Source organism: Streptomyces sulfonofaciens (assembly GCF_014656295.1).
Lineage (GTDB): Bacteria > Actinomycetota > Actinomycetes > Streptomycetales > Streptomycetaceae > Streptomyces > Streptomyces sulfonofaciens.
Genome location: NZ_BNCD01000021.1, coordinates 57,039 through 80,762, shown reverse-complemented (window position 1 = coordinate 80,762; position 23,724 = coordinate 57,039). Strand labels below are relative to the sequence as shown.

Below are 23,724 nucleotides of genomic sequence, written 5' to 3'. Positions count from 1 at the left end.
GCCGGGACCCGAAACGGGCGGGAGCGTTGCGGTGGACCGGGACGGAAGGCGGCGGACGAATCCGCGGCCCGCAGGTGTCCTTGCTGCGGGGAGGTCCGTGTGGTGATGTTGGCGGGGGCCGAGGGACCATGGGGGGACACGGATGGGGAGTGTGACGGGCGCGCACGCCCGGTTGAGGGCCGCGCAGAAGTCCGCCAAGGGCGTCTCGCTGTACTCGCGCCATGTGAACCGGCCGGCCGGACGCTGGCTGGCGGCCGGCGCGTACGGGCTCGGCCTCACGCCGAACCAGGTCACCGCGATCAGCGCCGTGTTCAGCTTCGCGGCGGTGGCCTGCGTCGCCACCGAAGGGCCGTCCCGGGGCCTTGGCCTGGTGGTGTGGCTGGGGCTCGCGGTCGGCTTCGCCTTCGACTCCGCGGACGGCCAACTGGCCCGGTTGCGCGGCACCGGCAGCCCGGCGGGCGAATGGCTGGACCACGTCGTGGACTGCGCCAAGATCACCGCGCTGCACACCGCCGTGCTGATCGCCTTCGACCGTCACCCGGACCACTTCGGCCTGACCGGCGACGCCTGGCTGCTGGTCCCGCTGGGCTTCCAGTTCGCGGCCGTCGTCACCTTCTTCGGCGGACTGCTCACCGAGAAGCTCAAGCCGGAGGCGGCCGCGGGGGGACCGGCCGCGGCGCCGTCCACCCTGCGCGCGGTGGCCCTGCTGCCCGTGGACCACGGCGTGTTCTGCCTGGTCTTCCTGCTGCTGGGCGACGGGTCGTGGTTCCGCTGGGCCTACACGGCCCTCGGCGCCGCGGCCTGGCTCTTCCTGCCGGCGTTCCTCACGAAGTGGTTCCGGGAACTGACCGCAGCTCCCCGCTGAACGGCACCTCGCCGCCGCCCCGGCCGCCCAGCACGTCCAGCGCACGGCGCAACTGCGTGCTGGAGGTGTGCACGGTGTACGGGAAGTAGACGACGCTCACGCCCACCGACGCGAAGTCGCTCTCCAGCCGGTCGCCCTTGGGCGTGCCGCGCCAGTCGTCCCCCTTGAACAGCACGTCGAAGCGGACCTGCTGCCAGGTCTCCAGCTTGTCGGGAACCGTTTCCACGAAGGCGGCGTCCACGTACTTGACGCTGCGCACGATCTCAAGACGCTCCACCAGCGGAATCATCGGCCGCCGGCCCTTGGCCTGCTCCGCCATCTCGTCCGAGACCACACCGGCCACCAGGTAGTCGCACTGCGCGCGTGCGTGGCGGAGGATGTTGAGGTGCCCGATGTGGAAGAGGTCGTACGCTCCTGGTGCGTACCCCACGCGCCACCTTCTGCCCGGTCCGCCCGCTGTCACCCGTACCCCCCAGGGTTCGTTCGTGCCCGTGCGCGCCCCGGCCGGCCGGGCCGTGCGCGGTCTTCGACGATAGCGTGCACAATTCGTGCCCGTATGGTGAACGATGAGGGTGATCGCAGCTTCCGCCGACCGCCGGCCGGACGCTGCCAGCGGATCCGGGAGGGGACCACCGGGTGAGTGAGGACGAGCGGGACGGGAGCGCCCGGACGCCGCACCGCAGGCTGTTACTGGTGTCGACGAACTACGCACCGGAGCACGCCGGAATAGGGCCGTACGCCACGCAGATCGCCGAGCACTGGGCCGGGCGCGGCCATGAGACCCATGTGCTGACCGGGATGCCGCACTACCCGTCCTGGCGCCTCGACGCCTCCTACGCCGGCGTCTGGCGGCGCACCGAGCGGCGCGCCGGCGTGCTGGTGCACCGCAGGCGCCATACGGTGCCGCCCCGTCAGACCGCCGGGCGGCGCGCGCTGTTCGAGGCCTCCGTGCTGACGCACGGCCTGCTCGCGCCGCCCCGCACCGGCCGCCCGGACGCCGTGCTCGCCCAGATGCCGAGCCTGGCCGGCGGACTGCTCGGCGCCCGGCTCGCGGCCCGCCACCGCGTGCCGTACATACCCGTCGTCCAGGACCTGATGGGGGCGGCCGCGGCGCAGAGCGGCATCCGGGGCGGCTCGCGGGCGGCGTCACTCGCCGAGCGGGCCGAGGGATACGCGCTGCGCCGCGCGGCGCTCGTCGGCGTGATCCACGAGACCTTCGTCGACCGGGTCACGGCCCTGGGCGTGGACCGCGGCCGTATCCGCCTGGTGCCCAACTGGTCCCATGTGCCCGGGCCCCGTGCGCCCCGCGAGGAGACCAGGGCCCGGCTCGGCTGGCCGGCGGGGCAGGCCGTGGTGCTGCACTCCGGGAACATGGGCCTCAAACAGGGCCTCGACGTACTTGTCGAGGCGGCCCGCCGGGAGCCGGGGATCCGCTTCGTGCTGATGGGCGACGGCAGCCAGCGTGAGGCCCTCACGCGGCTCGCGGCCCATGTGCCCAACGTGGACTTCCTGCCGCCCGCCGCCGCCGACGACTTCCCCGAGGTGCTGGCCGCGGCCGACGTGCTCGCCGTCACCCAGCGTGCCTCGGTGCTCGACATGAGCGTGCCCTCCAAACTGACCTCGTACTTCGCCGCCGGACGGCCGGTGGTGGCGGCCGTGGCCGCGGCCGGCGGCACCGCGCAGGAGGTGCGGCGCTCCGGCGCCGGAGTGCTGGTCGCCCCGGAGGACCCCGCCGAACTGCTGTCCGCGGTGCGTAGACTCACCGCCGATCCGGCCCTGGCGGACGCGCTGGGCGCCGAGGGGCCCCGCCACGTGGCCGCCCACCTCTCCCGGGAGGCGGGCCTGGCGCGGATCGACGCACTCATCGACGAGGCCTTGGGGGGACCAGGCACGTGACCGACACACATGTTCCGGCCAGGGGCGAGGACGAACCCGACCAGTTGCGCGAGCAGTTCCGGCAGTTGCTGCGCTACCGCTGGCTCATCGGAGGCGGCATCGGCGTCGGCCTGCTCGGCGGTGCCTGGCTCGGGGTGACCGGGGCCGACTCCTACGCGGCGAGCAGCGACATCGTGCTGCGGGCGCCCACCAACGACCCCTTCAACCCCGCCGTCTCGGTGGACAAGACCCTCAACATGGGCTCCGAGCGGCAGACCGCGCTCAGCAGCAGCGTCGCCCAGGTGGCGGCCCACGACCTCGGCATGACCGACCGCAGCGGCGACCTCCAGCACGGACTCCAGGTCACCAACCCGCCGCAGACCCTCGTGCTGCACTTCACGTACACCGCCGCCGACCCGGCACAGGCGGCCCGCCGCGCCAACGCCCTCACCGTGGCCTACCTGGAACTGCGCAAGAGCCAGTGGGAACAGGTCAGGGGCAGCATGATCAAGAAGTACAGCGACCAGCTCGCCCCGCTCGTCAAACAGCACGAGGACATCACCAAGCAGATCGCCCAGCTCCCCGACGGCGGCTCGGCCACTGACTCCGCTTACGCCGTGAAGGCCAACCTCCTCAACCGCATCACCGAGCTGAACGGCCAGATCAGCAGCCTCAAGGCGCTCGACATGACACCCGGCACGGTGATCCGCGAAGCCGTGCCGCCCAGCGCCCCCGACGGCCCCGGCCTGCTCATGGCGCTGGGCCTCGGCGGCGCCGTCGGCATCGCCCTCGGACTGCTGTCCGCCTGGGTGCGCCTGGTGTTCGACCCGACCCCGCGCTCCGCGGGCGAGGTCGCCAGGGCGGTGCGCGCGCCCGTGCTCGGCATCCTGCCCCGCGGCGGCACCGGCGTCCTGCTCGTCGGCGGCCAGAGCGACTCGCGGGCGGCCGAGGAGTACCGCTCGATCGCTTTCCGGCTCGCCTACGACGACCGGTTCGCCGACCGCCGCCGGCTGCTGGTCGTGGCGCCCCGCGGTGGCGCGGAACCGGCCGCGGCGGTCGCGGCGGTCGCCTGCAACCTCACCGCGTCGTTCGCCGAGACCGGCAAGGACGTGCTGCTCGTCGAGGCCGACCTGCGCACCCCCTCGCTCGTCGAACGGCTCCGCACGACCACCACCCCGCGCCCCCAGTGGACCTTGCCGGAACCCACCTCCCGGGCCCATGGCCAGGACGGCGCCGACTGGCCCGGGGGCGGCCACCTCGCCGTCGACGCGGGCGAGTCGGGCATGTTCGACCTGGTGCCGGGCGAGCGGGTGCGCAACGTGCCCCGGGCCCTCACCTCGTCCCGGATGACCCGGCTGATCGCCGAGGCGGACGACCCCGGCTCCACCGTCGTCGTCCTCGCCCCGCCCGTCCTCGCCTACGCCGATGCGCTCGCGCTCGTCGACCGGGTGGACGGCGTCCTGATCGTGTGCGACCCGCGCGCCGTGCACCGCTCGGACCTGGCCCGGGTGCGGGAGCTGATCGGCGGCGCGGGCGGCACCGTGCTGGGGGCCGTCATCCACACCGAGGGCGGCCGGGCCCGGCGCGGCAAACGGCGCGGCGCGGCGGGCGGCGGCCACCGAGCGGGACGGCAGGCGGCCCCCGAACCCCCGCCGGGACCCCGCAAGGTGCACAGCACCCGGCGCGCACTCCTCGACGACGACGGGGACATCGTCGCCCCGCGCGGCGTGCGCGCGGGCGACAGGTGAGCGACCGCCCGGGGCCGCAGGGCCCCGAAGGCCCGCCGGCGGACGGGCGACCGGTCGTGCGGAGCCGGCTCACCGGGGCCGTGGCGGCCTCCGTCCTCGACCAGGCCGCCTCCAGCTTGACCAACATCCTGGTCCTGGTCATCGCCGCCAGGGTCTCCACCACCACGGGCTTCGCCGCGTTCTCGATGGTCTACCTGACCTTCACCGTGCTGCTCGGCCTCAACGTGGCGTACGTGGGCCAGGCCCTGGTGCTTGAGCGCGGCGACGAGCACGCGCTCGGCGCCGCGTGCCGCTCCGCGGTCGCCTTCACGGCCTGTGCCGCCTGCGCCGCGGGCGGCCCGCTCCTGCTGGGCGGGCTGCTCGCCGGGGGGCGGCAGGGCGGCGCGTTCGCCGCGCTCGGCCTCGTCCTGCCGCTGGTACTCGTTCAGGACGGGCTGCGGTACGCGTTCTCCGCGCTGCGCAGGCCCGGTCGCGCCCTCGCCGCCGACACACTGCGCCTGCTGTGCGTCGTCCCGGCGCTCGTCCTGCAACCGCAGCACGCCACGCCCGCCCGGCTGGTGGCCGTCTGGGGCCTGTCGGCGGTGCCCGCGCTGCTGCTCGGTCTCGGGCTGCTGCGGCCCTTCGCCACGGGCGCCGCCGTCCGGCTGCGCGGCTACCTGCGCCGCGGCCACCTGGGGATGCGGTTCGCCGTCGAGTTCTGCGTGGGCAACGCCTCCAGCCAGTTGGCGGTGCTCGCCCTCGGGCTGCTCGCCGACCCGCTCGCGGTGGGGGCGCTGCGTGGCGCCACCACCCTCTTCGGCCCGCTGAACGTCCTGTTCACCTCCGTCAACGCCTTCGGCCCGCCGGTCCTCGGGCGGCTCGGCGGACGGCGCGCCACCACCAGGGCGGCCGCGGCGCTCGGAGCGGTGCTCGCCGCGCTCGGCCTCGGCTGGGCCGCCGTGCTGTACGCGTTGCCGGCCTCAGCGGGGCGGCACATCCTCGGTGCCACCTGGCCGTCCGCGGCCGCCCTGCTGCCGGCCACGGGCGGCCAGTACGCCGTGATGGGCCTGGGCACCTGCGCCCTGGTCACCCTGCGGGTGCTCACCCCCCGCGCCACCCTGTCAGTCCAGGTGGTGTTCTCCCTGCTCACGGTCGTCCTGATGCTCACCGGCTACCGGGTCGGCGGCGCGTCGGGCGCGGCCTGGGGGCTGGCCGCCGGCTCGGCGCTCAAGGCCACGGCCGCCTGGCTGCGGGTGCTGAGACCCCGGCCCGCGGAGCGTGCGGCGCGCACCGGCGTCAGCGCAGCGCGGCACCCCGATCCTGACGGCGTGTCGTGATCAGCAGGATGCAGCACAGCGCGATGGCCACCCGGCCCGACGCCTGCAGCAGCGGCCCGCGCAGCAGGATGAACGAGTAGCCCGCGACCAGCGGCACCACCAGGGCGATCAGGCTGCCCGGCGGGGCCCGCCGGCGCGCCCGGTGGGCGTAGCGCCGGTCCACCCGCGCCGCCGCGTACCCCATGGCGAGGAAGCCCGCCACCATGCCCACCGGCCCCGCGTCGATCCACAGCTCGGCCCACACGGGCGAGGACAGGTTGGTGTTCACCGCACCCATCCACTGCCCCACCAGCACACCGGTGTCCAGCGGTTTGTCCGGCCACACCGAGCGCGGCACCGCGAACAGCAGGGAACCCGCGAGCTGCCTGCCGTAGGTGTGCCCCTCGCCCGACCTGACGAACGTGACCGTGTTGGCGAACATCCCCACCTGGTCGTAGTCCTTGATGGCCAGCGGCTCAAGCACCGAGGTCGTCTGGAGGGGGTGGTAGTTCAGCTCGTCGTAGCGGAACCGGTCCGCGAACGGGAACACCACCAGGGCCATCACCACCCCGAGGCTCAGCGCCGAGCGGTACATCGCCGCGCTGACCGGGAAGACGGTGAACAGCAGGGAGAACAGGACCGTGAGGAACCAGTAGCGGGGGTTGGAGACCGGGTTGTTGACGACCGTGTTCACCGCCAGCAGCGCCACCCACACCGCGAGCACGGCGGGCGAGCGCCGGGAGCGCCGCGAGGTGACGAGACGGCGGGTGTAGACCAGCAGTGCGATCAGCGCGGGCACGGTGCCGAAGCCGCGCAGGAATGCCTGGCCCGCCTGCGAGTCGGCCTGGGAGATACCGGCCTCCTGGAGGTCGGCGACGATCTCCTGACGGCTGCTGAAGAACACCGCGGGCCCGCCCAGCTTCACCACCAGCGCCGCACTGCCCGCGAACGCGAGCAGCACGAGCAGGCTCAACCGGTGCCGGTGCACCAGGGCCGGCCGCGACTCGCCCCGGCCCGTGCCACCGGGCCGGTGCCTGGCCAGCAGTACCCCGACGTCGAAGGCGACACAGCCGATCAGGACCAGGGCGATGGCTTCGGTGAGGTCGGAGCGCGGCCCGACCACCGGCGTCGGCACCTGTCCGAGCACCGTCTGCGCCAGCGGCGCCACACCCATCGCCATGTAGACGAAGAGCCAGAACGACCCCTGCAGCAGCTTGCGGCGGCCGGTGAGGATCATCGCGGACAGCCGGGCACCCGCGTACACCGTCAGGGTGAGCTGGAGCCAGTACGCCGCGTCCCTGCTGCCCGCCCCCGGCTGGGCGGCGACGGCCAGCGGCAGCAGCACGGACAGCCCCAGGACCAGCGGCACGGACAGCGCTCGGGAGAGCAGCGTACGGGGCGACACCGCGGCGGGGCCCCGCGCGCCGGGAGCGGGCCGTGGCGCGCCGGGTGCGTCCTCGCCCCCGGACGCGGCGGGAGCCGTGGCCCCGGTGGGCGGTGCCCCGGGCCCGGGCGCCGGCGCGCGGGGACCGCGGCGGGCCCCGGCAGCGGACCGCGCGTCCGCGGAGCCCTCCGTCGCACTCCCGTCCCGCGGCACCTGCGGCACGACCGCCCCCCAACTCGCCCCACCCGAGGGGGCGTCCCCGCGGGCAGTCTACCGACGCCGCCGTGTCACCCCGCGGTTACCGTTAGGCTGCTTCGACAGGCGTTCGAGGGGGCGCCGTTGGGGGGTACAGCGGTGCGCGATCTGACGGCCTTCACCCTGGCCGGCTACGACAAGGGGCGCGGCAGACTCGTCCAGGCCCTCTGGTTCGCCGTGCTGAACACGCTCTTCATGGCGTGGTTCTGCCCCGCCCGGCTGCGGGTGGCGCTGCTGCGCGCGTTCGGCGCGCGGATCGGCACCGGGGTGCTCATCAGGCACCGGGTGCGCGTCCTGTGGCCGTGGAAGCTGACGGTCGGCGACCACACCTGGATCGGCGAGGGCGCCTGGATCCTCAATCTGGAACCGGTCACCCTCGGCTCGCACGTCTGCCTCTCCCAGGAGGCGCTGCTGTGCACCGGCAGCCACGACCACCGCGCCGCCGACTTCCGGTACCGCAACGCCCCGGTCACCGTCGCCGACGGTGCCTGGATAGCCGCGCGCGCCACCGTGCTGGCCGGGGTCAGCGTCGGCCGGCACGCCGTGGTCGCCGCGGGCACCGTCCTCGACCGGGACCTGCCCGAGCTGACCCTGCACACCGCCGCCGGCCGGCGGCCCGTCGAGGACCCGGCATGAAGGTCCTGCACGCGGTCACCCTGCACAGCCCCACCGGCGCCTTCGGCGGTCCCGTGCGTGTGGCGCTGAACCTCGCCAAGGGGCTGGCGGCCCGGGGCCACGAGCCCCGCCTCGTCGCGCTCGCCGACGGCTTCCCCGGGCCGCCGCCCACGGAGGTGGAAGGGGTGCCCGCGCGGCTGTACCCGGCCCGCAGGGTCCTGCCGCTCGGCTTCAGCGGCCTGACGTCGCCCGCGCTGCTCGCCGGTGCCGGCCGGCTGGTGCGCGGCGCCGACGTGGTCCACGTCCACCTCGCCCGCGACCTGGTCACGCTGCCCGTCGCACTGGCCGCGCTGCGCGCCCGCAGACCGCTGGTGCTGCAGACCCACGGCATGGTGGACCCGAGCGGGCGCGCGTCGGCCCGGCTGCTCGACGCCCTCGCGGTGCGCAGGGTGCTGCGGTCGGCGGACCGGCTGCTGTACCTGACGGACCACGAGCGCGGCGCCCTGGAAGAGGTGGCCGGCCCCTTCGCGCGGGCCCGCGCGGTGCGGCTGGTGAACGGGGTGCCCGCCCAGGACGCGGGCGCCGCGCCCGCCGGGCCGCCCCGCATCCTGTACGCGGCCCGGCTCCAGGAGCGCAAGCGGCCGCGGGACTTCGTGGCGGCGGCGCCCGAGGTGCTGCGCGGCAACCCGGCCGCGGAGTTCGTGGTCGCCGGTCCCGACGAGGGCGAGCTGACGGCGGTGCGGGCCCTGGCCGACGAGTTGGGCCTGGCCCACAAGGTGCTCTTCCCCGGGCCGCTGACCGGCGCGCAGATGCTCACCGAACTGCGCCGTGCGCACGTCTACGTGCTGCCGTCCGTGGACGAGCCGTTTCCCATGTCGGTGCTTGAGGCGATGGCCGTCGGCACTCCGGTCGTCGTCACCCGCTCCAACGGTCTGGCCAGTGACGTGGCGAAGGCGGCTGCGGGCCGGGTGGTGGCGGACGCGGACGGCATCGCGGGCGCGGTGCTCGACCTGCTGGACCCGGACACCCGCCGGGCCGCCTCGGCGGCGGCCCGGGCGCTGAGCGCCGAGGCGTTCTCGATGGACGCGGTGCTCGACACGCTGCTGGGGGAGTACGAGCGGGTGCGCGCGACCGCCGCGTAGCCTCGCCGGCGTACGACGCGGCGGCCGCGTCAGCGCGGGTGCGAGGTGGTGTTCGCGGCGTCGAGCGGTGCGCCGCAGCGTGTGCAGAGCAGGTGGCCGTCGGGCGCGCCGCCGCAGCCGGTGTGCAGGAACGCGCGCGGCGGGCCCTCGGGGGACGGGTAGTGGGTGTCGCCCCACCTGGCCAGGTGGATCAGCACCGGCCACAACTGCCTGCCCTTCTCGGTGAGCAGGTACTCGTGGCGCACGGGGTGCTCCTGGTAGGGCCTGCGCTCAAGGACGCCCTCGCCCACCAGCCGCTCCAGGCGTGCGGTCAGCACGCTCCTGGTGATGCCGAGCCGCTCGACGAAGTCCTCGAACCGGTGCACACCGAAGACCACGTCGCGCACCAGCAGCAGGGACCACCGCTCGCCCACCACCTCCAGGGCGCGGGCGATCGAGCAGACCTGGGTGTCGTAGTCGCGGCGCAGCATCGGCGCCAGTGTACCGGGTGCGTTCGGTGAAGCGACTGGCTATGCTGACCGAGTCGCTTCACCGAACCCACCCGGTGAGAGCCCGTACCGAGGAGTCCTCGCGATGGCACCACCTCCGCAGCAGACCCCGCGCATCCCCGCCCCGCCCGCCTCCGGTGCCGCCCGGGCCGGGGCCGCCCCGGGCGCGGTGCTGCTCGTGGTGTCGTCCGCGGTGTTCCTGGCCAGCCTGGACCTGTTCATCGTCAACATCGCGCTGCCCGCGATCCGCCAGGCGTTCCCCGGCGAAGACCTGGCGAACGCCTCCTGGGTGCTCAACGGCTACACGGTCGTCTTCGCCGCCTTCCTCGCGCCCGCCGGCCGCCTGGCCGACCGCTACGGCCGGCGGCGGGCGTTCCTGGTGGGCACGGCGCTGTTCACCGCGGGCTCGGCGGCCTGCGCCGCGGCCCCCACGATCCCGCTGCTGGTCGCCTTCCGCGCGGTGCAGGCCCTGGGCGCCGCCCTGGTCATGCCGACCTCGCTCGCGCTGCTGCTCTCGGCCTTCCCCGCCGCCCGCCGCGCGGTGGCGGTCAGCGTCTGGTCGGCGGTGGGAGGCGTGGCCGCCGCCGCAGGGCCGCCGCTGGGCGGGCTGCTCGTCCCGCTCTCCTGGCGCTGGATCTTCCTGGTCAACCTGCCGGTGGGACTGCTCGCGCTGGCCTTCGGGCCGAAGATCCTGCGGGAGAGCAAGGACACGTCCTCGGGGGTACCGGATCTGCCGGGTGCCGGCGGGCTCGTGCTCGGCATCGGCGCCCTCACCTGGGCGCTGGTCTCCGGCTCCGACGACGGTTGGGGAAGTCCACGGATCCTGGCCGCGGGGGCGCTGTCGGCCCTCGCCCTGACGTGGGTGGCGCTGCGCTCCCGCCGGCATCCCGTCCCGGTCCTCGATCTCGCCGCGCTGTCCCGGCCACCGCTGTGGCTGGCCTGTACGGCGATGCTGCTCTTCACGGTCGGGTTCGGCAGCATGCTCTTCGGCAACGTCCTCTTCCTGACCGGTAGCTGGCACTACTCGGTGATCGCCGCCGGACTCGCCCTGGCACCGGGGCCCGCGGTGGTGGTCGTGGTCTCGCTGACGGCCACGGGCAGGCTCGCCGGGCGGTTCGGGCCCGGGCCCGTCGCGGCCGCCGGTGCGCTGTCGTTCGCGGCCGGGGCGGCGTCCTGGGTCTGGCGGATGGGCGAGGCGCCGCACTACGCCACCGAACTGCTGCCCGGCCAGTTCCTCACCGGCCTGGGCGTCGGGCTGATCCTGCCCAGCCTCTCCGGTGTGGTCGGCACGGTGCTGCCGTCCCACCAGTGGGGCGCGGGCTCGTCCCTGATCAACACCGCGCGCCAGATCGGGGCGGTGCTCGGTGTCGCCCTGCTGGTGGTGGTCTACGGCCCGGCGCCGGGACTCGACGCCTTCCGGCGGGGTTGGACCTTCCTCGCCGCCGTGGCGGTCGCCGCGGCGCTGGCGGCGGCCGCGATGACGACCCGTATGCACAGCGGTGCCGCACCGCGTCCCGGCATCGATCAGGGGCCGGACGCCGATCCGCCGTCCGGCGCGGCGCCCGCCCCGTCCGTCGTCGGCCCGCGGTCCGGCGCGCAGCCGCTGCCGTCCGCCGCGGCGGACGGCGTCCACACCGCCGGCGACCACCCGGACACCTGACACTCGCGGTCACACGACCGGCGGCGGAGGCCACCGCCGGTGGCTGCTGGCGGCGGCTGCCGCCGGGGCGGACGCGGAGGCGCCCCGGCGTCCTCATGAACGGGCGTCAGGCGGGCACCCACGCGTAGCAGCCCTCGGACACGAACTCCCGGGTTCCGGGCGGTACCTTCGCAGTGATCTTCTTGCCGGAGCCGGAGCCGGAGCCGGAGCCGGAGCCGGAGCCGGAGCCGGAGCCGGAGCCGGAGCCGGAGCCGGAAGCGGGCTCGGGCCCCGACGCCAGGACCCTGCCCGCCGCACCCACGGCCCGCCAGGCGCAGGACGCGCTCGGTGTCGGCGCGCGGTACGTTCCGGCGGCCGGCGCCTTCTTCACACCGTCCGGAAAACCGGCCCTCGCCGCCCGCAGTACGGGCATCTGGTCCGGGCACAGCGATGCGACGGCGTCCTTCGCGCCGGGGATGTCCCCGGCGATCACGGCGCCCACGGCGGCGTCCCGGTCGTGCCGTGCGGTGCGTGCCACCCGCTCGCACGCCTCCTGCCCGAGCTGGAGGACCGCGGCGGGATCCATGTTCGCGGGCACCCGCCCGCTGAGGTACTCCTTCTGCTTCTTGCTGAACGAGCCGGTGGCCGGGGTGATCCGGGAGTCGGGCAGCATCGGGACCCGGGACGCCGAGGGCGCGGGGCCGGGACGGCCGGCCGCGGTCCCCGCGCCCGGCCGCCCGCCGTCGTCCTGCGCGCCGCACCCGGCCAGCAGGGCCAGGGCGGCGCTGAGCCCGGTGCAGAGCAGGGCCGCGCGCCGGTGGAGTGGATGCATGGGAGGAAGCTCCTGTGACTCGGGGAGGAAGTCGGCACGGTGCACCGGGCGTCCGGCGCGGCGGCCGGGCCGCGCGGCACGGGGGCGGACGGAGTGGCACGGTGGGCGGACCGGGCGGACCGGGGGGACCGTCAGACGGGTAGATGAGGCAGACGGGGCGGACGGGTGCGCGGACGCACGGCGGAGGCGCCGTCCACCCCCGCCGTGCGTCCGTGCCGCTTACGGCGCGCCGAAGGTGAGCACCAGTTGCGGGGTGCCCTCGGCGGCCGACGCCTCGCGCGACCACAGCCAGAGCGCGTCCGAGCCGCTGCCCGTCAGCGCCATGTCGTAGGAGCCGCCCAGCCCCGCCGACAGCGCGGCGGTGTCCAGTGCCGCCGAGTACACGGCCGAGCCCTCCGCGGTGCCGTCGAGCGTCCCGATCGGCCGGTCGCCGAGCGCGGGACGGCCGGTGTACGTGACGCCGGACTCGGTCCACGCCCCGGTGACCGGCAGGACCGACACGGTGTCGGCCGACTCGGCACCCGACTGGGTGCTGGTCTTCACCGCGAGCCGGGCGCTCTTGAGGACCGTGCCGGACGGCGCGGACGGCAGGGCGAAGCGGAGGTACGACACGTACGCCGAACTGCCCCGCACCGCCAGCGAGCCGGACGAGCCGTAGTTGGTGCCCGGCGCGCCGGCGTTGACGTAGCCGTCCTCGGTCGCGGTGACCGTGCGCACCGTGTCCGCCGGGGCCGAGGCCAGCTCGTAGTGGGCCCACACCTGGCCCGCGGTGAGCGCCTTCGGGTAGACGGCCGTCTCGTCGATCTGGCCGTTGAAGAAGGAACTCGACGGTGCGTCGGGCCAGTTGCGCAGGGTGTCCCCGCCGACGTGCCAGTGGCCCGTGTAGCTCTGGTTACCGGTGATCTTGTTGCTGCCTGCGAGCTTGCCGTCCACGTACAGCGCCATGCCCGACGAACTCTGGGTACCGACGACGTGGTGCCACTTGCCGTCGTTGTACCTGGCCGCGGTGGTGAGGGTGCGGGACGAGTCGGCGTGGACGCCGAAGACCAGCTTCCCGGCGTTGTCCATGTAGACGTGCTTGTCGTAGTACGTGCTGGTGCCGGTGGTGCCGCTGCCGAACCCGATGAGCTTGCCGCCCCGCCCGGTGGTGGTCTTGAACCAGGTCTCCACGGAGAAGGCGCCGGGCACGGTGGTCGCGCGGTCGCTGTAGACCTGCTGGTCGCTGCCGTCGAGGCCGAGCGCGGTGCTGGGGCCGTTCACCGCGGCGGGTGTCTGGCGCAGCGCCGGGCCGCCCACGTAGGCACCGGCGTCGTCGGCCGGCGAGGAGTCGCCGGCGAAGGGGGTGGTGGACTCGTCGTAGCGCCAGTAGAGCGTGGCACCGTCGTCCAGTACCGCCTGCGGGTACTTCTCCGCGGACGTCGGCACCGTCACGGTGGCGGCGGGGGACGGGGCGCTGGTGTTGCCTGCGCCGTCGGTGGCGGTGACCCGGTAGGTGTAGGTCTGGCCGGGGGTCACATCGGTGTCGCTGAAGGACAACTGCGGGCGCGTCCACTCGGCGGAGCTTCCCTCGACGGTGCCGACGGGTGCCGAGGCGCCGTTGCGGTACACCTTGTAGGTGAGCTTGCTGTCGTCCAGGTCGGTGCTGGAGCGCCAGCGGACCTGCACCCGGTCGGGCGTGACGCTGGCGGCGGCGGCCTGCGGGACGCCCGGTGCTCCCGTGTCGTGGTCCGAGGCGAACCTGGTCAGTCCCTGTGCGGAGGCCCCGTTGACGGTGGTGAACTCGCCGCCCACCCACATGTAGTGGGTGTCACCGGTGCCTGCGATGGTCAGCGCGCGCGGGCCGATGCCCTCGCCGAGGCCGTCGTTGGTGTCCGGGAACCAGCCGAGCAGGCTCGGGTCGTCGGTCGGCTCGGCCATCAGGTGGTGCCGCCGCCCGTCGGGGAACTCGCCCATGGTGGAGCAGTCGTGCGCGTGCGAGGCGCTGTAGAGCACGCCCTCGTAGGACAGCACGGACTGTGTGGCGCCCAGGCAGGTGTCACGCCAGCGCTGTTCGAAGGTGCCGGCGTCGACCGCGATGCGTCCGTCGAAGACACCTCCGCCGGTGCCCTCGTTCCCGGTGTAGAAGCCGGTGCCGTCGGTGTCGATGGTCTTGACCACCGAGGTGGTCGTGATGAAACCCAGGGGATACGTCTTCACGTTGGCGCCCGTGGTGGCGTCGACCACGGCGAGGGCGTGCGAGTCCGCGCGGTTGACGGTGAAGAAGTCGCCGCCGAGTACGACGTCCTTGCCGTCCGCGGTCACCTTCACGGCCCGGCCCGGCTCGTCGGCGTCCGCCCGGAACGGCCGTACGTCGCCGCTGGCCGCGTCGACCGCCGCGAACCGCTGCCGCGGCTGCCCGTCGACGGTGGTGAAGTCGCCGCCCGCGTAGACCGTGTCGTCGGTCACCGCCAGCGCTCGTACGGTGGCGGGGAAGGCGGCGTGGAAGTCGGCCCTCGGGGTGCAGGTGGCGATGTCGATGGCGGCGAGGCTGCTGACCGGGGTGCCGTTCACCGAGCCGAAGTAGCCGCCCGCGTACAGCGTCTTCTGGTCCGAAGACACCGCCAGCGCCCGGACGGTGGCGGTGCCGCTGCCCACCGTGAAGGAGAGGTCGCACGAGGTGGGAGCGCCGGTGGCGGCGTTCATCGCGACGAAGTTCACGGCGTCGCGAGGCGTCCCGTCCGCGCCCTGCGGGGGCCGCACCTGGGAGAAGGTGCCGCCCGCGAAGACCGTGTCGCCGGCGTGCGCGAGCGCCCACACGATCCCGTTGGTCTGCCAGGTGGGCAGGTCGTCGGCCGTGAACGCCACGGGCGGGGTGAGCGCGGCGGCCTCGGGGACGGTGACCACCCCCAGACAGGTGGCGGCGAAGGAGAGGACGAGGGCCGCGGAAAGCCCCCTTGATCTGAACATGTACCCCCCAGGGTGATAGGCCCGGTCATGTGGCCAGAAGTAACCTAAAAAACACCTGTGCTGGCGAACCATACGGGCCTGTGGAGTGCCCCGGGCCACACTTGAAGAAATCCCTGACGAAGCGGAACCGCCGCATGACGCGCTGTCATACCCGGCTGTCGGGCGGTCGGGCCGGTCAGCGATCGATACGGACGGCCGCCCCGGCGAGCTGCTCCTCCACCAGGCGGACATCCGCGTCCACCATGATCCGCGCCAGTTCGTCGACCAGCACCGTCGGCTTCCAGCCGAGCACATCGCGGGCCTTGGAGGCGTCCCCTATCAGGGCGTCGACCTCGCTGGGCCGTTCGTACTTGGGGTCGTAGCGGACGTGCTCGCCCGCGTCCAGCCCGGCGTGCGCGAACGCGGTGTCCACGAACTGCCGCACCGTGGCCGGTACTCCGGTCGCCACCACGTAGTCGGACGGCTCGTCGTGCTGGAGCATCCGCCACATCGCCTCCACGTACTCGGGCGCGTAGCCCCAGTCACGTACCGCGTCCAGGTTGCCGAGGTAGAGCCGATCCTGGAGTCCGGCCTTGATCCGGGCCACGGCCCGGGTCACCTTGCGGGTCACGAAGGTCTCCCCGCGGCGCGGCGACTCGTGGTTGAACAGGATCCCGTTGACCGCGAACATCCCGTACGCCTCACGGTAGTTCACCGTCGCCCAGTACGCGTACACCTTCGCGGCGCCGTACGGGCTGCGCGGGTGGAAGGGGGTGAGCTCGTTCTGCGGCGGGGGAGCGGAGCCGAACATCTCCGAGGACGACGCCTGGTAGATCCGGGTCCGCACCCCGCTCGCCCGGATCGCCTCCAGCAGCCGCAGGGCGCCCAGGCCCGTGACGTCACCCGTGTACAGCGGGGCGTCGAAGGAGACCCGGACGTGGGACTGCGCGCCCAGGTTGTACACCTCGTCCGGCCGTATGTCGCGCAGCAGGTTCACGAGCGCCACGCCGTCGGCGAGGTCGGCGTGGTGCAGCACGAAGGACCGGTTCGCCTCCTGCGGCCCCTGGTAGATGTGGTCGATGCGCTCGGTGTTGAAGCTGGACGAGCGCCGTACGAGGCCGTGCACCGTGTACCCCTTGGAGAGCAGCAGCTCCGCCAGATAGGAACCGTCCTGCCCGGTGACTCCGGTGATCAGCGCACATGTGCTCATGAGGTGTGCTCCCCTTCCGACCGGGTGTGCCCGAGGGGGGACCGCGGCCTGGTGTGGTGACTGCCCCGCCGCCCGCCGACGCCTTCTCCGGCATGTCGTGACGTGGGTCTGTATTTCGGGGTTTGCCACCCCTTGCGGTTCCTGGTCCTGGCATGATCCGGGGCATGACCGAATCGCTGCTGCCCGACCGGGCCCGAATATTCGTCGCCGGACACCGTGGTCTCGTCGGCTCCGCGGTGGCCAGGCGACTGACCGCGGACGGCCACCGGGTCCTCACCCGCACCCGGACCGAGCTCGACCTGCGGGACGCGGCGCGCACCGCCGAGGTGCTGGGCGAGCTGCGCCCCGACGCCGTGGTGCTGGCCGCCGCCAAGGTCGGCGGGATCCTCGCGAACAGCACCTACCCGGTGCAGTTCATCGAGGAGAACCTCCAGATCCAGCTCAGCGTGGTGGCCGGTGCCCATGCGGCCGGTGTGCCGCGGCTGCTGTTCCTCGGCTCGTCGTGCATCTACCCCAAGCTGGCCCCCCAGCCGATCACCGAGGACGCGCTCCTCGGCGGCCCCCTGGAACCCACCAACCGCGCCTACGCCCTGGCGAAGATCGCCGGTGTCGTGCAGGTCCAGGCGTACCGGCAGCAGTACGGTGCGTCCTACATCTCCGCGATGCCGACGAACCTCTACGGCCCCGGCGACAACTTCGACCTGGCGACGTCGCACGTGCTGCCCGCTCTGATCCGCCGCTTCCACGAGGCACGCGAGGAGGGCCGCGACGAGGTGGTGCTGTGGGGCTCGGGCACCCCGCGCCGTGAGTTCCTGCACGTCGACGACCTGGCCTCGGCCTGTGCCGTGCTGCTGCGGCGCTACGACGGGGACGACCCGGTGAACATCGGCTGCGGCACGGACCTGACGATCAGCGAACTCGCGGCGACGGTCGCCGAGGTGACCGGCTTCGCCGGCCGGATCTCCTGGGACACCGGCAAGCCGGACGGCACTCCGCGCAAACTCCTCGACGTCACCCGGCTGACGGCGCTCGGCTGGCGCCCCGCCGTCCCGCTGCGGGACGGCATCGCAGCCACCTACGCGCACTGGCGCGCGACCTCCGGGAGCTGACCGGCGCCGGGCCGCCCGGACCCGGGTCCCACCTGCCCGGTCCCGGACTCCGCCCGACGCGGCGCGGAGAGGGCCCGGCCGGTGGGGGACGGAGCCCGACGCGGCCCGGGCGGAGCGTGCCGGGGCCGCGGCCGCCCGAGCTCCGGCCCGGGCCGTCGGGGATCCCGGCTGCCCGCTGCCCGCACCAGGCCGCCGTGCGCGGGCCGTACCGCGCGCCCTGCCGCGGGCCGTGCCGTGCGCCCACGGCGCCGGTCGTGTCGCCACCGACGTCCCGCCGCCCCTCAGTACGCCCCGCGGCCGTCGACGACGGCGCGCAGGGTGCGTGCCATCACGTCGAGGTCGCTGGTGAAGGACCAGTTGTCGACGTACTGCAGGTCAAGCTGGACGGCCTCGTCCCAGGACAGGTCGGAGCGCCCGCTTATCTGCCACAGGCCCGTCATCCCGGGCCGCACGGCGAGCCTGCGCCGCTCCACCGCCGTGTAGTGGACGACCTCCTCGGCCAGCGGCGGACGGGGCCCGACCAGCGACATCTCGCCGCGCAACACGTTCGCAAGCTGGGGCAGCTCGTCGAGCGAGGTGCGCCGCAGCAGGTGACCCACCCGCGTCACCCTGGGGTCGGCGCGCATCTTGAACAGGGGTCCGTCCTGCTCGTTCTGCCCGGCCAGTTCGGCCTTGCGCTCGTCCGCACCGACGTCCATGGTGCGGAACTTCCACATCACGAACGGCACACCGCCCTTTCCGATCCGCTCCTGCCGGTAGAGCACCGGCCCCGGTGAACCCAGCCGGACCGCCAGCGCGACGGCCAGCAGCAGCGGCGAGAGCACCAGCAGACCGAGCCCCGCGGCGACCCGGTCCAGGGCGTGCTTGAGCGTGGGCTGTACGCCGTGCCGGACCGGGGGAGCGACGCGCAGCAGCGCCATGCCCGCCGCCGAGCTGGTCTCAAGACGCTTGACGGACACCTCCACGAGACCGGGGGCGAGGGCGAGTTCGAGCCCCGCGTCGCCCAGCCCCCACGACAGCCGGCGCAGCCGCTCGCCGGAGAGCGGCGCACCCGGCGCGACCAGCGCGATGTCGGCACCGCGGGCCCGGGCCGCGGCCAGCACCGCCGAGGTGTCCCCGTCCGGTGCGGCGGGCGTCCCGCGGCCGATGCGGGCGGCCGCGGGGACACCGCTGGCCAGCGGGCCACCGCCGACGGCCACCACGCCGACCACGACGTACGGGTGGTCCGTGCGGCCCACGAGGTGCCCCGCGACCTCGTCGGCCGCGGTCGGCTCGCCGACGACCAGGACCCGGATCACCGCCTGCGCCTCCCGGCGGCTCGCCGTCAGGTGGCGGTAGATCAGCTTGTGGCAGAGCAGGGTGGCCAGCAGCGGCGGGACGAGGGCGGCCAGGCAGAGCAGCGGCGGCTGGCGGAGGTCGGCGGCGACCCGGGCGACGGCCAGCACGCCGAGCAGGACCAGCCAGTCGTGCAGCACGGGCAGCGCTCCGCGGGACTCGCCGAGCGCCCGGCCCGCGTACCGGGACCTGAGGAGGCGCACCAGCGGCCAGGCGACGGCGGCGAGCAGGACCGACGGCAGCCAGGGCCCGGGCGGCGCGGCGGGCGGACGCAGGAGCAGCGTCACGGACAGCCCGGCGCCGAAAACGTCGACGAGCAGCGTGACGGGGAGGTACCAGCGGGGTTTTGCGCCCAGCGCGGAGGCCGGCGCCCGGGTGCGGGTCCACGTCGGTGACGTACGTATCTCAGGTTCCTGAACATGCCGCATGTACCCCCCTGGACGTCCTGCCCCGAAATTGCGTTGTCCGTCCCGTTCGCCGATTCCCCAGTAGACGGCCCGGCGTCATAGCGGCGAACAGTATGGCAATCAATGGTGTGTTGAGTGCGGATAACGTGAAAATCATCGGAGAGTTGCGTATGGTTCCGGCCATTTGGTGAGCGTGGCTGTGGAACGAGACTCCGGAGCCCGGGCGAGGTAGCGGCCGGAGACGCCGACCGTGCCGCGTGGATGCGGACGTGGCGGGCCGTAGGAGTGCGGGCGGGGCAGGCGGCCTGGTCAGGGTCGGGGGCGCCCGGTGGGACGCGGTCCACGGGACGCCCCGCACCGGCGCCGCACCGCCCGCTCCGGAAGGTCCGGGCGGCCCGCCCCGAAACCGTCCGGTACGGCCGTGCGCCCGGCCGGGCCCCGCGCCGCGCGTCCGGATCCCGCCCGGGTCCGCCGCTTCGGCCCCGGTCGGCAGGTCCCTGCGGATAGGGTCGCGCCGGCGGTGCGTCCCGGCGGCCGCGGGGCCGCGCAGGGGCGGCCGGATGTGGCATTGCCCCGGTGTCGTCCGATGGGCTCTACTGGCTCATACCGGGGTCTTTGGCCCCAGGCCCGTACGGCCTCCCGCAGATCCCCGCACTCCGCCCGTGCCCCGCGGCCCCGCCACCCGGCCCGCCTCCCCCTGCCCGGCCGCCTCCCGGAGGGAATGACCATGACCCACGCGCCCGACCGCGCGGCGCTGCAGGACCGCCAGGCCGGGCACCGCCGCGGCCGGCCGGGCGGCTACCGCCGCCTAGTGCTCGCCACCCTGCTCGGGGCCCTGCTGATCGGTGCCGTCGCGGGCACCGGACTCGCCTGGGACACCTCGTCCGACCACGCGCCGCCCGCCGCCACCGCCGCCGGCCCGGGCCGCACCGCGGCCCTGCCGTTCGACCTGCCGGACACCCGGCGGCTGCGCGCCGGAGGGCACCTCGTCTTCGCCCACTACTTCCCGCCGTATCCGCTCTCCCTGGACAACGAGCCCGCCAACCGGGACTACTACGCCCGCAACTACCTCACCGTCGACGGCGAGCACGGCAAGCACGCCGCGTACGGCGGCCTGCTGCGGGACAGGCCGCTGCCGGTCGAGCCGTCCGGCGGGGACTGGCGGCTCGCCAACCTGGAACGCGAGGTGCGCACCGCGCGGGACGCCGGCATCGACGGCTTCAGTGTCGACATCCTCGCGCTGTCGGGGCCGAACTGGGAGCGGGCCCGCACCCTGCTGCGGGCGGCCCGTGCCGTGGACCCCGGCTTCCAGATCATGCTCATGCCGGACATGAAGGCCCTGGCCGAGGAGAGCCCAGAGGCCCTGGCCGACGCGCTCGCCCGGCTGTCCGGCTCGCCGGCCGCGTTCCACCTGTCCGACGGGCGCCTCGTCGTCTCCCCGTTCAAGGCCGAGGCGCACACCCCCGACTGGTGGACACGGGTCGTGAACCGGCTCGCCCTGCGGCACGGTGTGCGCACCGCCCTGGTGCCGCTGTTCCTGGACTTCCGCGGCCACGCCGAGCGGTTCGCGCCGATCAGCTACGGCTTCTCCGCATGGGGCAACCGCAGCCACACGGGCCAGTCCGGCACCGCGGAGAACATCAGCCGCGCACACGACCTCGGCAAGCGCTGGATGCAGTCCGTGGCCGTCCAGGACGCCCGCCCTGACCAGGGCGTCTACGACGAGGCGGGCAACACCGCCCTGCTGCGCACCACCTGGGGCGACGCGATCGACAGCGGCGCCGACTGGGTCCAGCTCACCACCTGGAACGACTACTCCGAGTCCAGCCACATCGCGCCCTCGGTGCACAACGGCCACGCCTACCTGGACCTTTGCTCGTACTACCTGGCCCGCTTCAAGACGGGGCAGTGGCCGCGGATCGTCCGGGACACGGTCTACCTCACCTCGCGCGTGCGGTTCACGGGCGACCGCGAGGCCGCCCGCCAGCCCCGGTTGATGGAGCCGCGGCCCGGCACGGCGACCCCCCGTGACACCGTCGAGGTCCTGACTTTCCTCACCGCACCCGCCACCGTGGACACCGCCGTCGGCCCCGTCCACCGCCGTGGGAGGGCACCCGCGGGTGTCCGTTCCGCTCTGCTGCCGCTGGGCCCCGGCCACAGCTCGGCCACCGTCAGCCGCGGCGGCCGCGTCACCGCGGAGGTCGCCACGCGCTACCCGGTGCGCACCGCGACGGAGGTCCAGGACCTCCAGTACTACGCGGTGAGCAGCGGGCGCCCCGGGGAGGCGGGGCACCCCGGATGATCGCCGGGCCCCCGTCGTCCTGTATGGTGTGACGCACAGTACCGGGACGTGGCGCAGCTTGGTAGCGCACTTGACTGGGGGTCAAGGGGTCGCAGGTTCAAATCCTGTCGTCCCGACGGTACGGAGGGTCTTCGCGGGCGGTTGCCCGGCGAAGGCCCTCTTTTCGTACCCCGTCGCATCCCGGCACCTCCCCGCACCCGGCTTCCGGGCATCCGGCTTCCGGTCCGCGGGCCGGGCCCTGCGCCCCGATATCGCGCTCCGTGCCGAGCGTGTCGCCGGGCCACGGCCGGGGCCGCCCTTCCGCACCGCCGCGCCTTCGGTCAGGCCGTGAGGGGTGAGGTCTCCAGCGAGGCGACGGCGGCGACCAGCGGGGCGAGCCTCGGGTCGCGGCCGGCCACGTCGAGGGCCTCGCGCAGGGTGGCCTCGTAGGTCGGCCGGGCCTGGCGGAGCAGGGTGTTGCCGGCGTCGGTGACGTTGGTGTAGATGCCCCGCCGATCGGTGGGGCACAGGTAGCGGGAGAGCAGCCCGCGGTCCTCGAGTCTGGTGACCAGGCGGGTGGTGGCGCTCTGACTCAGGGCGACCGCGTCGGCGACCTGCTTCATCTGCAGATGGCCGTTGTCACCGTCGTGCTGCCGGCTGAGGACGTCCAGCAGCGCGTACTCGCGGGCGCTGAGGCCGTGGTGGGTGTGCAGGGCTCCCTCGATGTGCCCCTCGATCCTGCTGTGCAGCAGGGAGAGCATGCACCAGCCCTGTGCGAGGTCGGTGGCGGGGGTGTCCGATGCGGTCATGGATGCCTCCTGGGGCGGGTGCGGGGCGGGCGGGGAGTGGGCCGGTTTGGGCCCGCGGAAGCGTGATACACGGCACTGGCAATATACAAGGGCCAGCGGTAGAGCGCGCTTGCAATTAATGCTCATGCAAGTATTGTGGACGCTCGTAAAGGGCGTCAGCAATCACTTGGAGTGAACTCTCATGCCCCTCGCACTGCTGGCCCTCGCCATCGGGGCCTTCGGGATCGGGACCACGGAATTCGTGATCATGGGGCTGCTGCCCCAGGTCGCCGGCGACTTCGGGGTGTCGATCCCCACCGCCGGCTTCCTGGTGACCGGCTACGCACTGGGCGTCATGGTGGGCGCACCCCTGATGACCGCACTCGGCACCAGGATCTCCCGCAAGCGGATGCTGATGCTGCTGATGGGGCTGTTCGTGGCGGGCAACCTGCTCTCGGCCCTCGCGCCCGCGTTCGGTGTGATGGCGGCGGGGCGGATCGTCGCCTCCTTCGCGCACGGCGCCTTCTTCGGCATCGGATCGGTCGTCGCGGCCGACCTGGTGGCCCCGCAGAAGAAGGCCGGTGCCATCTCGATGATGTTCACCGGCCTGACCGTTGCCAATGTCGTCGGTGTGCCGCTCGGTACCTCGATCGGCCAGTCGCTCGGGTGGCGGACCACGTTCTTCCTCGTGGCGGCGCTCGGTGTGGTGGGCCTTGCGGGGATCGCCCGGCTCGTGCCCGAGATCCCCAGGCCCCAGGGTGTGCGCCTCGGGAACGAGCTGGCCGTCTTCCGCAACACGCAGGTGCTGCTGGCCATGGGGATGACCGTGCTCGGCTTCGGCGGTGTCTTCGCCGCGATCACCTACATCGCGCCGATGATGACCGAGGTCGCCGGTTACGCGGACTCCTCCGTGACCTGGCTGCTGGTCCTCTTCGGACTCGGCATGGTCGGTGGCAACCTGATCGGCGGAAGGTTCGCCGACCGCGCCCTGATGCCGATGTTGTACGTGTCGCTGGGCGCCCTCGCCGTGGTCCTCGCCGTGTTCACGTTCGCCGCCCACGACAAGATCGCCGCCGCGGTGTGCATCGCCCTCGTCGGCGCGCTCGGCTTCGCCACGGTGCCCCCGTTGCAGAAGCGGGTGCTCGACCAGTCGGCGGGTGCCCCCACCCTGGCCTCGGCCGTCAACATCGGCGCCTTCAATTTGGGCAACGCGCTCTCGGCGTGGCTCGGCGGTCTGGTGATCTCGGCCGGGCTCGGCTACACCGCCCCCAACTGGGTCGGGGCCGTACTCGCCGGATCCGCCCTGGGGCTGGCCGTCCTCTCCGCGGCCCTGGAGCGCCGGGACCTCCGCCGCGCCGGTGCGGCCGCGGCGGCCCCGGCCGACGCCACCTCTGCGCCCGACCGTGCCACCGCCGAGCGGTACTGACACGGACACCACGCGGGCGACCAGCGCCCCTCGCCGCCGAGGAGCACGGCCCGGGCCGCGCACCGCCGGGACGGCAGCGCGGGTCCCCAGGGCGCCGAGGCTCCC

The 23,724-nt window shown here is 74.0% G+C and carries 18 protein-coding genes and 1 tRNA gene; 11 read left to right on the top strand and 8 right to left on the bottom strand.

Annotated elements, in window-relative coordinates; translation table 11 throughout:
- The first annotated feature begins 142 nt into the window (after positions 1-142).
- The gene (locus IE313_RS27705) at positions 143-865 is read left to right on the top strand and encodes a CDP-alcohol phosphatidyltransferase family protein (RefSeq protein WP_189936957.1); all 723 of its coding nucleotides are present in this window, start codon (positions 143-145) and stop codon (positions 863-865) included.
- On the opposite strand, the gene IE313_RS27700 is transcribed toward IE313_RS27705, so the two are convergent.
- Positions 825-1,295 carry an FAD synthase family protein gene (locus tag IE313_RS27700; RefSeq protein WP_229925007.1) on the bottom strand — a complete coding sequence of 157 codons (471 nt, stop codon included), beginning with the start codon at positions 1,293-1,295 and terminating at the stop codon, positions 825-827. The two genes, IE313_RS27705 and IE313_RS27700, sit on opposite strands and share 41 nt — an antisense overlap.
- Before the next feature lie 260 nt (positions 1,296-1,555).
- Between IE313_RS27700 and IE313_RS27695 the strand changes: the two genes are divergently transcribed.
- The 3 genes from IE313_RS27695 to IE313_RS27685 all read left to right on the top strand — a co-directional run bounded on the left by IE313_RS27695 (position 1,556) and on the right by IE313_RS27685 (position 5,804).
- Positions 1,556-2,761 carry a glycosyltransferase gene (locus IE313_RS27695; protein ID WP_189937046.1) on the top strand — a complete coding sequence of 402 codons (1,206 nt, stop codon included), beginning with the start codon at positions 1,556-1,558 and terminating at the stop codon, positions 2,759-2,761.
- Positions 2,758-4,488 (top strand): tyrosine-protein kinase domain-containing protein, encoded by a 1,731-nt coding sequence (locus IE313_RS27690; RefSeq protein WP_189936955.1) that lies wholly within the window; start codon positions 2,758-2,760, stop codon positions 4,486-4,488. Before IE313_RS27695 ends, IE313_RS27690 begins: the two co-directional genes overlap by 4 nt.
- Positions 4,489-4,568: 80 nt before the next feature.
- Positions 4,569-5,804, top strand: a complete 1,236-nt coding sequence (locus IE313_RS27685; protein WP_229925006.1) for an MATE family efflux transporter — start codon at positions 4,569-4,571, stop codon at positions 5,802-5,804.
- On the opposite strand, the gene IE313_RS27680 is transcribed toward IE313_RS27685, so the two are convergent.
- Positions 5,764-7,188, bottom strand: a complete 1,425-nt coding sequence (locus IE313_RS27680) for a hypothetical protein (protein ID WP_229925005.1) — start codon at positions 7,186-7,188, stop codon at positions 5,764-5,766. The two genes, IE313_RS27685 and IE313_RS27680, sit on opposite strands and share 41 nt — an antisense overlap.
- A 333-nt stretch (positions 7,189-7,521) precedes the next feature.
- On the opposite strand from IE313_RS27680, the gene IE313_RS27675 reads away from it, so the two are divergent.
- Positions 7,522-8,058 carry a WcaF family extracellular polysaccharide biosynthesis acetyltransferase gene (locus IE313_RS27675; RefSeq protein ID WP_229925004.1) on the top strand — a complete coding sequence of 179 codons (537 nt, stop codon included), beginning with the start codon at positions 7,522-7,524 and terminating at the stop codon, positions 8,056-8,058.
- On the top strand, positions 8,055-9,179 hold the full coding sequence (locus IE313_RS27670; RefSeq protein WP_189936952.1) for a glycosyltransferase: 1,125 nt from the start codon (positions 8,055-8,057) through the stop codon (positions 9,177-9,179). The genes IE313_RS27675 and IE313_RS27670 overlap by 4 nt, the downstream gene beginning before the upstream one ends.
- A 29-nt stretch (positions 9,180-9,208) precedes the next feature.
- Here IE313_RS27670 and IE313_RS27665 read toward each other — a convergent pair whose 3' ends face one another.
- A complete protein-coding gene (locus IE313_RS27665; RefSeq protein WP_189936951.1) occupies positions 9,209-9,649 on the bottom strand; it encodes a winged helix-turn-helix transcriptional regulator in 441 nt (146 codons plus the stop codon).
- 103 nt (positions 9,650-9,752) lie between these two features.
- Here IE313_RS27665 and IE313_RS27660 point away from each other — a divergent pair, with 103 nt between their 5' ends.
- A complete protein-coding gene (locus IE313_RS27660; protein ID WP_189936950.1) occupies positions 9,753-11,327 on the top strand; it encodes an MFS transporter in 1,575 nt (524 codons plus the stop codon).
- A 106-nt stretch (positions 11,328-11,433) separates the two neighbouring features.
- Here the strand turns inward: IE313_RS27660 and IE313_RS27655 are convergent, their stop codons facing one another.
- From IE313_RS27655 to gmd, 3 genes are all read right to left on the bottom strand, one after another.
- Complete coding sequence (locus IE313_RS27655) at positions 11,434-12,138, bottom strand: hypothetical protein (RefSeq protein WP_189936948.1); 705 nt, start codon at positions 12,136-12,138, stop codon at positions 11,434-11,436.
- 219 nt (positions 12,139-12,357) lie between these two features.
- Entirely contained in the window at positions 12,358-15,084 is a 2,727-nt protein-coding gene (locus tag IE313_RS27650; protein ID WP_189936946.1) for a LamG-like jellyroll fold domain-containing protein, read from the bottom strand.
- Between the two features lie 175 nt (positions 15,085-15,259).
- On the bottom strand, positions 15,260-16,273 hold the full coding sequence (gmd, locus tag IE313_RS27645; protein ID WP_189936944.1) for a GDP-mannose 4,6-dehydratase: 1,014 nt from the start codon (positions 16,271-16,273) through the stop codon (positions 15,260-15,262).
- A 164-nt stretch (positions 16,274-16,437) separates the two neighbouring features.
- On the opposite strand from gmd, the gene IE313_RS27640 reads away from it, so the two are divergent.
- Positions 16,438-17,382: a GDP-L-fucose synthase family protein gene (locus IE313_RS27640; RefSeq protein ID WP_189936941.1), complete on the top strand. Its 945-nt coding sequence runs from the start codon at positions 16,438-16,440 to the stop codon at positions 17,380-17,382.
- Positions 17,383-17,663: 281 nt separating this feature from the next.
- Here IE313_RS27640 and IE313_RS27635 read toward each other — a convergent pair whose 3' ends face one another.
- A complete protein-coding gene (locus IE313_RS27635) occupies positions 17,664-19,145 on the bottom strand; it encodes a sugar transferase (RefSeq protein ID WP_189936939.1) in 1,482 nt (493 codons plus the stop codon).
- Between the two features lie 706 nt (positions 19,146-19,851).
- On the opposite strand from IE313_RS27635, the gene IE313_RS27630 reads away from it, so the two are divergent.
- Complete coding sequence (locus IE313_RS27630; RefSeq protein WP_189936937.1) at positions 19,852-21,426, top strand: glycoside hydrolase family 71 protein; 1,575 nt, start codon at positions 19,852-19,854, stop codon at positions 21,424-21,426.
- A 42-nt stretch (positions 21,427-21,468) separates the two neighbouring features.
- Positions 21,469-21,542: transfer RNA gene (locus IE313_RS27625), tRNA-Pro, on the top strand.
- A 204-nt stretch (positions 21,543-21,746) separates the two neighbouring features.
- Here IE313_RS27625 and IE313_RS27620 read toward each other — a convergent pair.
- Positions 21,747-22,214 (bottom strand): MarR family winged helix-turn-helix transcriptional regulator, encoded by a 468-nt coding sequence (locus IE313_RS27620; RefSeq protein ID WP_189936935.1) that lies wholly within the window; start codon positions 22,212-22,214, stop codon positions 21,747-21,749.
- A gap of 181 nt (positions 22,215-22,395) precedes the next feature.
- Here IE313_RS27620 and IE313_RS27615 point away from each other — a divergent pair, with 181 nt between their 5' ends.
- Positions 22,396-23,619 (top strand): MFS transporter, encoded by a 1,224-nt coding sequence (locus tag IE313_RS27615; RefSeq protein ID WP_189936933.1) that lies wholly within the window; start codon positions 22,396-22,398, stop codon positions 23,617-23,619.
- Positions 23,620-23,724: the final 105 nt, after the last annotated feature.